The organism is Acinetobacter sp. YH12076 (genome assembly GCF_013419525.1).
GTDB lineage: Bacteria > Pseudomonadota > Gammaproteobacteria > Pseudomonadales > Moraxellaceae > Acinetobacter > Acinetobacter amyesii.
The window spans coordinates 14,947-28,768 of sequence record NZ_VOZY01000003.1 but is presented as its reverse complement, the minus strand read 5'-3'; the positions used below and the strand labels follow the sequence as shown (position 1 = coordinate 28,768).

12 protein-coding genes and 4 tRNA genes are annotated in these 13,822 nt (G+C 41.4%); 8 read left to right on the top strand and 8 right to left on the bottom strand.

Going from position 1 to position 13,822, the window contains the following annotated elements; all coding sequences use genetic code 11:
- Positions 1-113 precede the first annotated feature (113 nt).
- Positions 114-2,534 (bottom strand): ribonuclease R, encoded by a 2,421-nt coding sequence (gene rnr / locus FTU22_RS03125; protein WP_180093189.1) that lies wholly within the window; start codon positions 2,532-2,534, stop codon positions 114-116.
- Between the two features lie 266 nt (positions 2,535-2,800).
- Between rnr and FTU22_RS03120 the strand changes: the two genes are divergently transcribed.
- From FTU22_RS03120 to FTU22_RS03105, 4 genes are all read left to right on the top strand, one after another.
- A tRNA-Ser gene (locus tag FTU22_RS03120) sits at positions 2,801-2,890 on the top strand.
- 15 nt (positions 2,891-2,905) lie between these two features.
- Positions 2,906-2,982: transfer RNA gene (locus tag FTU22_RS03115), tRNA-Arg, on the top strand.
- Positions 2,983-3,031: 49 nt separating this feature from the next.
- Positions 3,032-3,108 (top strand) — tRNA-Arg (locus FTU22_RS03110).
- Positions 3,109-3,565: 457 nt separating this feature from the next.
- Positions 3,566-3,642: transfer RNA gene (locus FTU22_RS03105), tRNA-Arg, on the top strand.
- A gap of 93 nt (positions 3,643-3,735) precedes the next feature.
- Here the strand turns inward: FTU22_RS03105 and FTU22_RS03100 are convergent.
- Positions 3,736-5,019, bottom strand: a complete 1,284-nt coding sequence (locus FTU22_RS03100) for an SRPBCC family protein (protein ID WP_373886239.1) — start codon at positions 5,017-5,019, stop codon at positions 3,736-3,738.
- Between the two features lie 184 nt (positions 5,020-5,203).
- Between FTU22_RS03100 and FTU22_RS03095 the strand changes: the two genes are divergently transcribed.
- Together FTU22_RS03095 and FTU22_RS03090 are read left to right on the top strand one after the other, a co-directional pair.
- A complete protein-coding gene (locus FTU22_RS03095) occupies positions 5,204-5,701 on the top strand; it encodes a YcxB family protein (RefSeq protein WP_111885932.1) in 498 nt (165 codons plus the stop codon).
- Between the two features lie 32 nt (positions 5,702-5,733).
- Positions 5,734-6,375, top strand: a complete 642-nt coding sequence (locus FTU22_RS03090; RefSeq protein ID WP_180055992.1) for a fumarylacetoacetate hydrolase family protein — start codon at positions 5,734-5,736, stop codon at positions 6,373-6,375.
- A gap of 54 nt (positions 6,376-6,429) precedes the next feature.
- On the opposite strand, the gene FTU22_RS03085 is transcribed toward FTU22_RS03090, so the two are convergent.
- Together FTU22_RS03085 and FTU22_RS03080 are read right to left on the bottom strand one after the other, a co-directional pair.
- Complete coding sequence (locus tag FTU22_RS03085) at positions 6,430-7,200, bottom strand: tetratricopeptide repeat protein (RefSeq protein WP_180055993.1); 771 nt, start codon at positions 7,198-7,200, stop codon at positions 6,430-6,432.
- A 96-nt stretch (positions 7,201-7,296) separates the two neighbouring features.
- A complete protein-coding gene (locus FTU22_RS03080) occupies positions 7,297-8,112 on the bottom strand; it encodes a helix-turn-helix domain-containing protein (protein WP_180092964.1) in 816 nt (271 codons plus the stop codon).
- 145 nt (positions 8,113-8,257) lie between these two features.
- Here FTU22_RS03080 and FTU22_RS03075 point away from each other — a divergent pair, with 145 nt between their 5' ends.
- Positions 8,258-9,145 carry a DMT family transporter gene (locus FTU22_RS03075; protein ID WP_180059199.1) on the top strand — a complete coding sequence of 296 codons (888 nt, stop codon included), beginning with the start codon at positions 8,258-8,260 and terminating at the stop codon, positions 9,143-9,145.
- A gap of 53 nt (positions 9,146-9,198) precedes the next feature.
- Here FTU22_RS03075 and FTU22_RS03070 read toward each other — a convergent pair whose 3' ends face one another.
- Positions 9,199-10,446: a YihY family inner membrane protein gene (locus FTU22_RS03070; protein ID WP_180092962.1), complete on the bottom strand. Its 1,248-nt coding sequence runs from the start codon at positions 10,444-10,446 to the stop codon at positions 9,199-9,201.
- Between the two features lie 112 nt (positions 10,447-10,558).
- On the opposite strand from FTU22_RS03070, the gene wrbA reads away from it, so the two are divergent.
- Positions 10,559-11,152: an NAD(P)H:quinone oxidoreductase gene (wrbA, locus tag FTU22_RS03065; protein WP_180059183.1), complete on the top strand. Its 594-nt coding sequence runs from the start codon at positions 10,559-10,561 to the stop codon at positions 11,150-11,152.
- Between the two features lie 611 nt (positions 11,153-11,763).
- Here wrbA and FTU22_RS03060 read toward each other — a convergent pair.
- The 3 genes from FTU22_RS03060 to FTU22_RS03050 form a co-directional block, all read right to left on the bottom strand.
- Positions 11,764-12,162: a hypothetical protein gene (locus tag FTU22_RS03060; RefSeq protein ID WP_180093188.1), complete on the bottom strand. Its 399-nt coding sequence runs from the start codon at positions 12,160-12,162 to the stop codon at positions 11,764-11,766.
- Positions 12,163-12,431: 269 nt separating this feature from the next.
- Positions 12,432-13,007, bottom strand: a complete 576-nt coding sequence (locus tag FTU22_RS03055; protein WP_078189246.1) for a xanthine phosphoribosyltransferase — start codon at positions 13,005-13,007, stop codon at positions 12,432-12,434.
- A 90-nt stretch (positions 13,008-13,097) separates the two neighbouring features.
- Positions 13,098-13,811, bottom strand: coding sequence for a DUF3108 domain-containing protein (locus FTU22_RS03050; protein ID WP_180010540.1), 714 nt, complete (start codon positions 13,809-13,811; stop codon positions 13,098-13,100).
- Positions 13,812-13,822 lie beyond the last annotated feature (11 nt).

The following is a 13,822-nucleotide window of genomic DNA, read 5'->3' as shown; positions in this document are numbered from 1 at the left end:
GTTGCGGGTTAAATCAAGACTAAATCAGGAATTATTCATCTTCTGCAGAGGTCGAGAAGTCTTCACTGACCTGAAGAATCAAAAAGAGCGCCGAAGCGCTCTTGATTTAAACCTTAATCCGCAGATGATTTTGCATTGGATTTTTTCTTTTTCGGTTTTGATTTTTTCTTCACTTTATCTTTAGCCTTCGCTTCAGATTTGCTTGCAGATTTTTTAGCAGGCTTTTTACCGAATGAACTGGGCTTAGATTTCGATTTTTTGCGTCGTATGGGCTGTTCTCTATCTTCAGCAGCGTTGGTTTTACGTTCTGAAAAGACTTCTTCTTTGGCTGTAGGTTTTGCAACACGAGGGGCACGTGCGCGAATAGCGCGACCTGCATGGCTCAATTGTTGAATCAATTCAAAGTCAATTTTGCGCTCTTCTAGGTTTACACCAGCGACTTTAATTTTCACTTCATCGCCTAGACTGAAAACTTGACCACGAGATTGACCAATTAAGCTCTGACTCGGTTGGTCATAGACAAAGAAGTCATCGCCCAATTGGCTGACGTGGATCATGCCATCAACATATAAGTCTTTGAGCGTTACAAACAGGCCAAATTCAGCAGTCGCACTGATAGTGCCGACAAACTCTTCACCCAAATGTCGCTGCATGTAATGGCACTTCAACCATGTAGTGACAGAACGTGATGCTTCATCTGCACGGCGCTCAGTCGCAGAGAAGTGTTCACCAGCATCATCCAGCGAAGCGCCAGAAATTGGGTAAGGTTTTTTCTTTAATTGTGCTTTGATGGCACGGTGAAGTAACAAGTCTGGATAACGACGGATTGGAGATGTGAAATGTGTATACGCTTCGTAGGCCAAACCAAAGTGACCTGCATTGTTCGCGCCATAATAAGCTTGCATCATTGAACGGAGTAAAACGGCATGAATACTTGGAGCATCAATACGGTCTTTGGTGGCATCAATCACGGCTTGATAGTCAGCTTGAGTCGGCTGTTCAGGGAATGGTAGCCCCAATAACTTCACAAAATCACGAACCTTTTGAATGCGTGAAAACTCAGGTGGCTCATGCACACGGTACAGCATTGGAATTTCATTTTTTAATGCATATTCTGCCGCTGCGACGTTTGCCAGCAACATACATTCTTCAATCAGTTTGTGTGCATCATTACGGCTACGCGGTAGGATTTCGTTAATACCGCCTAGCTCATCAAAGGTCATATAAGTTTCAACGGTTTCAAATTCCATCGCGTGGCGTTCAGCACGTAAGCCTTTCAACACTTGATACAATTGGAATAAGGTATTGACCGATTTACGTACATCACGGTCTTCAGGAATGGCTTGACTATTACCTTCAAAATATTCGGCCACTTGAGTATAGGTCAAACGAGCTTTTGAATGCATTACACCCGGATAGAGCTCAAACTTAGTGACACGACCCGCGCGAGATAAGTTTAAATCACAGACCATACATAAACGGTCTACGTGTGGGTTCAAAGAACATAAACCATTCGACAGCGCCTCAGGCAACATCGGCAATACAAAATGAGGGAAGTACACCGATGTACCGCGCTCTTGAGCTTCGTCATCCAGCGGTTTACCCGGACGTACATAATGGCTGACATCGGCAATTGCCACCACAACACGATAACCACCACCCGGACGTTTTTCCGCATACACGGCATCATCGAAGTCGCGGGCATCTTCACCATCAATGGTGACAAGCGCTAAATCACGTAAGTCGACACGACCTTCACGGTCTTGTTCTGATGGCTCTTTAAAGCTGTCGGCTTCTTGTTGTACCGCTTCAGGGAATTCGTAAGGTAAACCAAATTCTAAAATGGTTTGTGGAATAATAATTTCAGTGTCTGCTTTATCAGCCATCGACTGAACAATATGACCTGTCGCAAATTCCTCTTTGGTTGGGTAGCTGTCAATCGCAATACGCACAGAGTCGCCGAGTTTGACTTTGGCATGCTCGATTAATTCTCTTTCTAACGTAATCGGTTGGTGTGCATTGGGATTTGCCGGCTGAATAAAATATTCACCTTCATATTCAGACACTTTACCGATAATTTCTTTGACACGATGCTGTAGAACTTCAGTAATAAAGCCCCATGCTTTGCCTTTACGGTCTATCGACGTTTGGCGGACTTTAACACGGTCACCATTAAACACTTGACGCAACTCACGTTCAGGAAGTAAGAGGTCATCTTCACCACTAATATTGGCTGTGCCTAAACCTTTTGAGTTGATATAAACCGTTGCTTCATGAGTCGGTTGCTCAGCTGCAAGCTGGAACTTAAATCCGTCTTTCATCAACTGACCATCTCGAACCATCGCAATCAGACGATGACTCAGTGCATCAATACTTTTTTGATCGGCAATTTCAAAATGTTCTACAAGATCGGCATGCGACATTGCAGTTTTCAGTTGTTCAATCGTCTCTTGAATCAGAGTACGGCTTGGAATTGGATTGTCATAACGTTCGGCTTCAGCTTTTGCTTCAGGGTCGACCCAGTTTTTCATAATGTATTTGGCTTCAAATCAGAAGATTAGGATTAGCATAAGTCATGCAAGCAGATACTGCACGCAATTGATTGCAATAAAGTGTTTTATGCCGATATTTTATAATGTTTAAAGCTGAAATGTAGGGGACAGCAGTGTGTGCTGAACTAATTTTGCACTAATTTTTTGAAAATCGTTTAAAAAATATCTAATTGAGTAAAAAAATGAAAAAAATATAACGACTGTGCTTGCAGTCGTATCATGATCTTTGTATTATGGCGGCACGTTACGGTGAGATGGGTGAGTGGCTGAAACCACATCCCTGCTAAGGATGCATACGGGCAACTGTATCGAGGGTTCGAATCCCTCTCTCACCGCCACGATTTACTTATGTCGCGCTCATAGCTCAGCTGGATAGAGCACTTGGCTACGAACTAAGGGGTCGGGAGTTCGAATCTCTCTGAGCGCACCAATAAGTAAACCGAACAGTAACGTATCGCCTAAATTGGCACACAAGTAATGCGCTCATAGCTCAGCTGGATAGAGCACTTGGCTACGAACTAAGGGGTCGGGAGTTCGAATCTCTCTGAGCGCACCAACTTGAAAAAATTACCGCACATGTTGCGGTTTTTTTGTGCTTGTGATTTATCGCTTTGATATTGCCGTCTTTTTTTTGGATTCTATTAAGCGTTCTATTTCATAAAACTACCCATCAGTAAATTTCAATTTTGCTTATCTTCTATAGATAACCCTTTTTTCAGATATTCATAGTGATGCAATTTTTTTAAATCTAAGTTTAAAAAAGAATTGAGTGAGTTAAAGCCGCGATTCAATGATGGCGATAGATTTGTTATCTATCTTGAGCATTTATACATGAGTATTGCTAAGTTTAAATTCCAAACTTGTGATGAAAAAGCCATTAAAAAAGTAAATCTGGCTGATTTTTAGCGTGTTTAAAGGGTAATTGTTTATTTGCTGTGCGTTTGGTTAAATTTATATGAAAAAGCTCTTAACAAAAAATAAAAATCACGTATAATGAGCCTCATCAAGACGTCGCGCTCATAGCTCAGCTGGATAGAGCACTTGGCTACGAACTAAGGGGTCGGGAGTTCGAATCTCTCTGAGCGCACCAACTTGATCAAGATTGAAAAAACCGCACATGTTGCGGTTTTTTTGTGTCTGAAATATAGCTAAAACCAATAAATTCAGCTTATCAATTAAGGTTCTAATTTAACTTCTGTTTAACTTTGAGTGCAAAGACTGTATTGCCGCCTAAAGCCGGCAGCATGTCGTGATACGGCATACTGCGCATAGCACGAAGTAAAAAAGGCGCTTTGTCATCAATCTTCATCGCACTGGTCAATTGTAATAACGAACCTTGTTGTAAGGGGCGAATATGCATTGCACCTCGGACAAACTTTAGGTCTCCACCGGTTGCGGTATATTGATTTTGCAGTAAGTCGGGATAGTTAAAACGCATTTTAAAATCAAATGGAATATTGATCACACCTAAACCCACCGAAATTTTATAGTCGGCATCCATGAGGTGCGGATTAATTTTCTGCACTTGCATATGTTTAACTTGTCTTGGAAATAAGTGCTTGAACGAAGACACATTAATCCAGCGCTGTAAGCTCGAAGGCTCTTGTGCATAATATTGAAAACTGGTGCTAAAGCGCATCAATTCATAATTTTGCCCAAAGGGAACGCGCTGCGCTGCCAAAATAAAGGACACAGGTTCTTTCGAGCTTTGACTTAATTGGGTGACTTTGTCGAGTTGAGAGGCATTTAATTTGAGTTCAGGCAATTGATTTGCAGCGAGAGTTTCACTACTAAAGGCTTTAAATCGGCGCTGTAATGATTCGAGTAAAAAACCATTGGTTCCCGCAGGAATCCCTAATTTGGCATCGGGTAAGGCATTTAATATTTTGCTAAACAAAAAACCTTTGGGCTGATTTAAATCGCCCCATTGGGTCACACTAATCAAGGTGTGTTGTGCATCGATCTCAAACCATTCAATTTTCCCTGCACCAAAGGGCACCGGTGCTTGTAGAACCAAACTATTAATGCTGTTGTGATCAATTTGGTGCTGCATCACCACGGTTTCTTTAAAGTTTAAAACCGGAATAGGTGTCGGGATATGGATGCGGTATTCAACTTGGCTGGTTGAACCTTGCTGTTGCAAAACCTCAGCAGATTTTAGCGTGGGAAATAAGCCGGCGTAGTTTGGATAATTACTGAGTAATCTCGCCACATTTTTGCTGTTGGTTGGGACAACCACGGCGGCACTTTGAAATTTACCAATGACTTTTTTACCTGCTTTCATCGTGGGTAGACTAATTTGCTGTGAAGGATGTGCAAAAATCACGATGTGATCACCGGCAAGATTTGCCAAGGCTTTGGCATTGCCATTAAACAAGTCCAAACTACTGGGGATCTGGGGTTGCCATTGAACGAATTTGGCCCAACTGGTCGATATGCTCAGTCCAGTCAAAAACATCAGCACCATAATTATTTTTGTTATCTGCATGTCACATCCTGCGTATGCAATCTTTTATTTGTTGCTGTTTTTAACGTATTTCTAGATGGAAGGGAAGTAGTGAAGTGTTACAACCGACCATTAAAAAGCATGAAGCAAGTTTGAATTGTGGTGTAGTATTTAGCGCAATTCATTTTTAAATATTCATACGCTTATGTCTGAAAATCTACCTGCATTATCGCTGCGCTATTTTTTAAATCTAGAAGAATCACAGGATGGTTTTGCACTAGCAACTTTTGGCAAAAAGCAATTTACGCGTTTTTTAACGCCAGCCATTAGCCTTGGGATTATCATCTGGGGTTTTTACTTAGGTGTAAATGGTGTCGGTGCCTACTATGTTGGTCTGGGTGCTTTCTTTTTACTCCTTCAAGGCATCATGCGTTATTGGTTTTTACCGATGATGTTTAAACGCCAGTTTGTAAAATACCAATTAGGCAAAAGTGAACAAGGTATTGATTTATTTCAAGACTATGCAGAAATTCATGCCAATGGTCGTAAGAATGTCTTTCATTATGCTGAAGTGGCAAATTTTGCTGAAGGCAAATTGACCTATATGCTTGAACTGAAAAATAAAACCGTGATTATTGTGCCGAAAAGTGCATTTAAAAATACTGCGGACCAAGCGATTTTTACCAATACTTTTCAGCACTAAGACAATCTATTCATAACAAAAGAGGGAGTAGTATGCAGTCACGTCCATCTAAAATTGTTTGCGTCGGTCGTAGTTATGCAGATCATGCCAAAGAATTAGGCAATGCAATTCCTGACCGTCCTGTACTTTTTATGAAGCCGCCAAGTGCATTAACCGCATTAGACCAAGGCATCTCATGGAATCCTGCATGGGGCAGTTGTCACTATGAATGCGAATTAAGTTTACGTATTGATCGTCCTTTATCGGCTGAAACTGATCCTCTCAAAGCCTTAGAAGCAGTTGGAGCTTTGACTTTGGGCCTAGATCTGACTTTGCGTGATCTACAAGATGACTTAAAGAAAAAAGGTCAGCCGTGGGAACGTGCCAAAGCTTATGATGGTTCTTGTATCCTTGCGGATTGGGTCGATGTCCAAGAGGTGGTTCAAGATTGGAAAAATGTGCATTACACCTTGCATGTCAATGATGAACTGCGTCAGAACGGTGATACTGCATTGCTGATTTTTGATGTGGGTACTTTGTTGGCAGATATTAGCCAAGTGTTTAGTCTTGAAGCGGGTGATGTGGTCATGACAGGTACGCCTGCAGGTGTCGCGGCACTACAGTCAGGTGAGCAGTTGAAAATGACGCTGAAAGGAAAAAATCAGGATTATATCTGGACAACCTTTGTCAAATAATCTGTGGGCTAAATATAAATAAAAGGCTGCTTAATGCAGCCTTTTTTGATTGACCTATTCATGACTGCTTGGCGGTGGTTCATTGGGTTGTAAAGGGCCTGTCTCTTTCCATGCTTCATAGGTCTCGGCCATATACTTTGAGTCGGTGTCTCCCAATGCACCTGCTTTGGCATACCATTGTCGCGCTTTTTCACCATCACGAATGTCATAATGATAATAATGTGCCATTTTCATCGCCGCGTCAGCATCTTGCCCTTGTTCTGCGGCATAGCTTAAATATTCAGCTGCTTTGTCGGGTGTTGACGAAGGATGTTCAGAAAAATAGTGTTGATTTCCCAAGACTTTGATCGCTTCGACATTCTTTTGTTTGGCTGCTTTTTCATACCAAATTTGCGCTTGGTGCTTATCTTGAATTAAGCCTTTTCCAGTGTCGTACATCCAACCAACGGTATATTCAGCAGCAGGATCATGAGTCTTTTTTGCAAGGTCTAGCACCCAGTGTGCAAGGAAAATATTGCCATCTTGCTGCATCTTTCTAATCACTTGATCTGCATGCGGGTTACCTTGATAAGCTTGGGTCATCAACCATGCGAATGCGTCCGTAGTGCCTTGATCCGCAGCAGCTTTGTACCAATGTACACTTTGTTCGATATTTTGTTCTGTGCCCGTTCCACTGAGGTATAAATCACCCACTTTCATTTGTGCGGTCGCATCACCACTTTGAGCTATTTTGAGCGCGGATTTAAATTCACGCTGTTCTTTGGAACTACAAGCCATTAAAAATACGGCAGATAAACACAGCGCTAAAATGGTTTTTTTATTCATTTGAAATGGAATTATTATCATTTTTCGTAGATTTTTTGATCTTAGCGGATTGTTGAATCACTTTATAGAGACCCTTATAGCTAAATTTAAACAAATTTAGGGCTTTAAGGCAGATTTTCTAAACTGATCTGGGGTGCAAAGCATCCATTTTTTAAACATATTTATAAACGCCGAGGCATTGGCATAACCAAGTTCTAAAGCAATATTTTCGACGGTTTGACCTGCGTTGAGCATCGACATGGCTTTCATGACTTTGAGGCGTTGTCGCCATTCATGCAGCGACATCCCAAGTTCTTTTTGACAATAACGTGCCAGAGTACGTTCCGTCATGTTTATCCGCTGTGCCAATTGCTCAAGCGCGCTCTGATCTGCAGTATGTTGATGTAAATAATCAAGCAGTTGTTTGAGGGCAGGGTGTTCCGAATGCGGTAAATAGCTACTGACCAATTTGGCTTGATGTAGTTGATCTAAGATCACATGGAGTAAGCGTTGATATTCGGCGGTATTTTCCAAGAGGTCGGCTTGTTGGTGCAACAGACGCAAATGGCTGAAGATCGCAGTGACTAAGGGCGAGCTGAGTAAAATCCCCGGTTGTTTCGGTAAGTGAGTACATAGCGATTCATGTACATATAAGGTTCCATGTGAAACCGCAGTACGATTTAAACCACTGTGTTCTAAATGTGGAGGAAGCCAAATGCCATAAGGCGGTGGAGTAATATAGTCTATCTGATTGATGTTCACTTCCATTACGCCATTAAAGGCATAGACAAACTCGCCCCAAGCATGCCCATGAACGGGATAAACAGACAGTGCAGGATCGTCACGAAAACTGATCCACAGCGCTGCTTGAATTTCATCGTTGGTGGGAAGTTGTTGCAACTGCGTATGATCTACACGAGCTTTATGACGCATGAGAAATTTTGCCTGAATAAGAAGATCACTTGTCTATTTTGAAGTATATATTTTATTTCTGACAGTTCTATAGTGTTGCTTGTCGTATTGCCGAGTAAATAGTAAGGAACAGCGTAAGGCGCTAGATGCAAAAGCTTCTGGTCTGATGATTATTTTGTGCATGATTTTAGGGATTCAACAGGTCATTTTGAAATTGGCCGCGGTTGATATTGCGCCGATCATGCAAATTGCCATTCGGTCGGGTTTGGCTGCGCTGTTGGTCTTTCCACTGATTCGTCTCAAGCCGGGAACACATTTATATACACGCGAATACTTGCTACCGGGTATCTGGTTGGCGTTTTTATTTTCAGCTGAATTTATTTTAGTGGCAGAATCCCTGCGCTATACCTCTGCATCACATACTGTTGTCTTGCTCTATACCGCACCGATATTCGTGGCACTAGGTTTACATTGGAAGTTGCCTGAAGAAAAGCTTACAGCGATCCAATGGGTCGGTATTTTTATTGCCTTTTCAGGAATAGTACTGTCGTTTATGGGACGTGAAAGTAGTACTACAGTCAACACTCAAGCCCCGTTGGGTGATGCGATGGCATTACTTGCTGGGGTGATGTGGGCCTTGACCACCATTTCATTAAGACTCACCAAACTCTCTGATGCACCTCCGACTCAGACCTTGTTTTATCAGTTAGTTGGTGGTTGTGTGTTTTTATTACCTGTGGCGTGGCTGACAGGACAAATGACTGTACATTGGACCGTATTGTCCATCAGCAGCATGATTTTTCATGTGCTCATTATTTCATTTTTCAGCCTCATGTTGTGGTTTTGGCTGTTAAGTAAATATCTGGCCAATGGTCTGGGCGTATTTTCATTCCTTACCCCAATCTTTGGTCTGGTCTTTGTTGTATTGATCTTAAACGAAACGATTGAACTGAACTTTATCTTGGGGACGGCCTTAGTAATGGTCGGGGTGATGACGGTAACCTTGCATCGATGGTTAGCTAAATTGATGGGACGTCAGCGCACAGCGACCTAAGATCATGTATAAATAAAAAAGGAGAGCTACGGCTCTCCTTTTTTTATTTACGCTTATTTTTCTTCAAAAATAGTCGCAAGTGGAATCGAGAGTTTGGCCGCAAGATAATCATCCGATTCGACCAATTGCGGCCCAATTTTTTCCATCCAAAAATCATCTGGATCGACGCGACCTAAATCTTGCCGTTTAGGGAGCGGATAGGGCAGCTTACTGTAAAAACTCCAAAAGTCCACTTGGGTTAAATTACGAACTAAAACATAATGATCATCATCTGTACGTTTAATCAGGTGTTGCTCTTCAAACAATAAAATATAGCTTGGCAGGCGGCCGATTTCGTCACGCCCTAAAACCTCAAGTGCTTCTGTTTCTGTCACGCTCTGACCGAGTTTTTGCTTTTTATAAAATAATTCAAGCAAATCCATCAACATAATAACAGGATGACGTTTTTGGTCGTTGCCCGAATTGAAAGCGGTCAGTGCATAACTAATTTCTACCCCAATCAGCACGATATTCCATGAAAGGAATATCCAAAGCAGGAAAATTGGCACCGCAGCAAATGCACCATAAACGATTTGATAACTGGTGAAATTTGACATGACAAAGCCAAAGAGGTTTTTGAGCAGTTCAAAGACCACCGCACTAAAGACACCCGCGATCAGCGCCGCCTTAATCGGCACACTGCGGTTGGGAATCGTCCAATACAGAATGAAAAAACCTAAAATGGTCAATGAAAAAGACAAGATCCACAGCAGAAAAGCCCCATCCAGTTCATAGCCGGCAAAATTATTGCTGAGGACATTCATAGAGGCCAAGGTAGATGACACAACAAATGCGCTACCCAGTAAGATTGGGCCTAATGAGATAATAGTCCAATAGCGCATAAAGCCAATAATGCCGCCACGTGTCTCACGCACCCGCCAAATTCGGTTAAATACTGTCTCAATGCTGGTCAGCATCATAACTGTGGTAATGAATAAAAACAGTACACCAATAACAGTCAGGTTACTGGATTTATCGGTGAAGGCATTTAGAGCTTTATCGAAAGCAATCGTCGTTTTCGGTAGGAAATTACTATAAATCAATTGTTGAAGCTGTTGACGAGCAGGTTCTAAAGCTTTAATTGAGGAGATGATGACCAAGAATACGGTCAACATGGGTACCACTGCAAACAAGGTGGTATAGGTTAATGATCCTGCTTGTTCACGGCAGCGATCGGCTTCAAAACGTCGAATGATAAATAAAACAAACTGAAACCATTTCTTGTCGTAAAAGGGAAGTTTTTTTAAAAATGCTTCGATCATTCGTTCAAGTCTCGAGTTATTTTAGTCATGTTTATGCAATTTTCATCACTTAGCTTAACCAAAAAATAGGAAAAATACCGTATAGTTTTCTTTTTTCATTGAATTTATAAAAATGACGCAAGCTTATGTACTAGTGCTGTATTACAGCAAATATGGTTCAACACGTGAGATGGCACATTTGATTGCCAATGGAATTGAAGCGTCTGGAATGGCGGTAAAAATACGAACCGTTCCAAATTTATCCGCTGTGGTGACTGACGTGCAGCCCAGTATTCCTGCCGAAGGCGATATTTACTGTAGCTTAGATGACTTAGCGCATTGCTCAGGTTTAGCCCTTGGTTCACCGACACGTTTTGGCAATATGGCGTCGGAAATGAAATATTTCTGGGATCAAACCACAGCGCTTTGGCTCAATGGCGCATTGCATGGTAAACCTGCCTGTGTGTTTACCAGTTCAGGTTCAATGCATGGCGGACAGGAAAGTACTTTGCTGACCATGCTGCCGCCTTTGTTCCATCATGGAATGATGGTTATGGGTTTAAGTAATGCCCATCCTGCATTATCGAATACCAAAACGGGTGGTACGCCCTATGGTGCAAGCCATGTCAGTGGTCCGCGCCATGATCAGTCATTGAGTCAAGATGAGCGAAACTTATGTGAAGAGCAGGGTAAACGCCTAGGCGAAGTGGTCAAAAAGTTGATTTGATACTTACTTGATCTAGGAAGTTGCGCTAACTTTGTAGCGAACGAGCAAGAAAAGGCTTAAATATTGCACTTTTCTTGCTTTATTTACGTGTGACGTCTTTTTATTTATGTCGTTGTATACCGCCCAAAATATAAAAATAAATCTGTCGAACCATTACTGAAATATTAAAAATAAATGATATCAACAATATATTGAAAGTTTTTAAATACAGCCTGCTCAGTGATGGTTTCGAGTCGAATATTGCTCTGTCTTTGGGCGCGATTTTTTATTTTTTGATTACATGATTTGTATTTAAATTTCTTCTTAGGGGGGGTGATGTCTATTGTTAATTTTCTAATGACTTTCCTGTGTTCCGTATTGGCTGCATCTTCCTTGTGTACGGCAATGCCAGTTTATACAGTATGGATTTCCCGCAAGAGAAAAAGCCGAAGAAAAAGAATTTTTAGCGAAACAAGATCAAGTTAAAGTGGACTCAAAATCTTTAACTGATGTTTCAAAATAATTGATTCGCCATGGTTTTCGAATAGCATTTCAATAGACTAGAAATACATATTAGAAAAACAATAACCTATAAAAAAAGAGCGCTGATGCGCTCTTTTTTTATATCCAAATTAGTCTTGATCCGAAGTCTTTGCAGCGTCTTCAGGCTGTTGCTCAATTTCAAAGCGCTGTTTGCAATCTAAACATTGGTAGTCGAGAAAAATATTTTGATCGACGATCACGCCGGCTTTTTTACCAAAACGGTGTCCGAGAAAACCGCCTGTGATACCGACGCTAATTGCACCAACAAAAGTCCCGATGGTTCCGCCCATAATCACGCCAAGTGGGCCAGCAGTCACGCCACCAATCGCAGCACCAATAGATGCGCCAGATGCCGCACCACCGACAGTCCCTGCAGCAGTTCCTGCACCACTGAGTAAGACCCCACCAATTTTTTGTAAGTTTTGTTCATGGTTACGCTTTTCAATATGGGTTGATCCACATTTTGGACATTTAACTGTCGTTTCCATGTTTTGCTCTTCTGTATTCATAACTTTCCATAGCCTTAAAAAATAAAGTGGCCGAATTTATGGTGCAGCATAATGTAATTTGACAGATGAGTAGTTGACCCATTCGATCAAATGCAACGATTTTCCTGAATTTTATCGAGTTTTGCACACCGATGTTTTGTCTGCTTGTAACTAAGGCGTTAAAAAGTGCGCTTTATGTCACCTTAATGGCAAATTTTTAGCAAAAAAAAAGAACACCTGATGTGTTCTTTTTTCTTTTGAACACAAACTTAGTCACGAACAAATTCAACTGTACCATTCGCCAGTGATTTCACACGTGCCAATGATTCAACGCGATAGCCTTTTTCAAGCAAAATATCACGACCAGGTTGGAATGATTTTTCAATCACGATACCGATACCCAATACTTCAGCACTTGCTTGATGAATAAGATCTGCAAGACCTAAAGCCGCTTGACCATTGGCCAAAAAGTCATCAATCACTAAAACTTTATCTTCAGCATTGATGTGCTTTTTAGAAATCGCGATCGTGCTTTCAGTTTGTTTGGTGAAAGAAAACACTTTTGAGCGATACAAATCATCTTTTAAGGTTAAAGATTGATATTTACGTGCAAAAATCACAGGAACACCAAGTTCAAGACCAGCCATTACTGCAGGTGCAATACCTGATGCTTCAATCGTAATGATTTTTGTGATGCCAGCATCTTTAAAAAGACGGGCAAATTCTTGACCAATTTGCTGCATCATCACAGGGTCAATTTGGTGGTTCAGGAAAGAATCGACTTTCAGAACTTCTTCAGAGAGAACGATACCTTCAGCTAAGATTTTCTGTTCCAGAGCGTGCACGGGAGAATCCTCGAGGGGCAGGTGCTTTTTAAAGCAAAAGCGTATTTTAAAAAGCACCGTGAAAAATGCAAGCGAAATTGATCAAATCAATTAATTTGTTGCACCTTTATAGCCCGTTAACAATAAACCGTAAGAGGTTTTATTGTCTTGGTGGGAAACTTTGACAGGTAGATAATCTAGTTTTGGCGCTAACCAGAAAGTCGTTTGACGGCCTGGTTTGTCATGACGCATCACGACTTTAACGGTGTCAAAAGTTCCATAAGTGGTTTTCACTTTTTCAGTGCCTTGTTTCACGAACTTACGAGCTTCAACCTCTTTGGCATCGGCAATGTAGTAATTCGATTTCAAACCACCATTTTTTAAATCTTCACGAATTTGCAATTCAGCATTGAGTTCATCTAACACACCTGATTTCCACGCAAATGAACGTGCTTTATCATCTTTTTTGGTATTAATGGTTTTTGCGCCAGCATTAAAATTGATGTTCATGGTGTTGTTGTGCACCAAAATTTTGCTGCTGCGGCTAAAGCTGTTCGAGTGAATTTGGCTGCCATTTAAACTAAAACGACTGGTTTCAGTTGCAGAGGCCATCGCACCAGCTTTTGCTGCGAAAACATACGTCCAGTTATTCCCAGATTGTTTTAGGGTACGTGTTGCAGAACCCAAGTTTTTGCCGTTGTAATTAAACTGGTAGCTTGCTTGGAATGGACTCATGGCAAATGACTGACTTGAGAAACCAGTCAAAAGCAGTGTAGTCGATACCCCAGCAACAAGACCTAAATTTTTCAAAACTGAATGTGCCATAAGTATGGTTT

Bases quoted from the DNA above. Each gene is read 5' to 3' on its own strand.
- FTU22_RS03100 (WP_373886239.1), bottom strand. From the start codon at position 5,019: ATGGTGCTGATGTTTTTGACTGGACTGAGCATATCGACCAGTTGGGCC.
- FTU22_RS03095 (WP_111885932.1), top strand. From the start codon at position 5,204: ATGTCTGAAAATCTACCTGCATTATCGCTGCGCTATTTTTTAAATCTA.
- FTU22_RS03090 (WP_180055992.1), top strand. From the start codon at position 5,734: ATGCAGTCACGTCCATCTAAAATTGTTTGCGTCGGTCGTAGTTATGCA.
- FTU22_RS03085 (WP_180055993.1), bottom strand. From the start codon at position 7,200: ATGAATAAAAAAACCATTTTAGCGCTGTGTTTATCTGCCGTATTTTTA.
- FTU22_RS03080 (WP_180092964.1), bottom strand. From the start codon at position 8,112: ATGCGTCATAAAGCTCGTGTAGATCATACGCAGTTGCAACAACTTCCC.
- FTU22_RS03075 (WP_180059199.1), top strand. From the start codon at position 8,258: ATGATTATTTTGTGCATGATTTTAGGGATTCAACAGGTCATTTTGAAA.
- FTU22_RS03070 (WP_180092962.1), bottom strand. From the start codon at position 10,446: ATGATCGAAGCATTTTTAAAAAAACTTCCCTTTTACGACAAGAAATGG.
- wrbA (WP_180059183.1), top strand. From the start codon at position 10,559: ATGACGCAAGCTTATGTACTAGTGCTGTATTACAGCAAATATGGTTCA.
- FTU22_RS03060 (WP_180093188.1), bottom strand. From the start codon at position 12,162: ATGGAAACGACAGTTAAATGTCCAAAATGTGGATCAACCCATATTGAA.
- FTU22_RS03050 (WP_180010540.1), bottom strand. From the start codon at position 13,811: ATGGCACATTCAGTTTTGAAAAATTTAGGTCTTGTTGCTGGGGTATCG.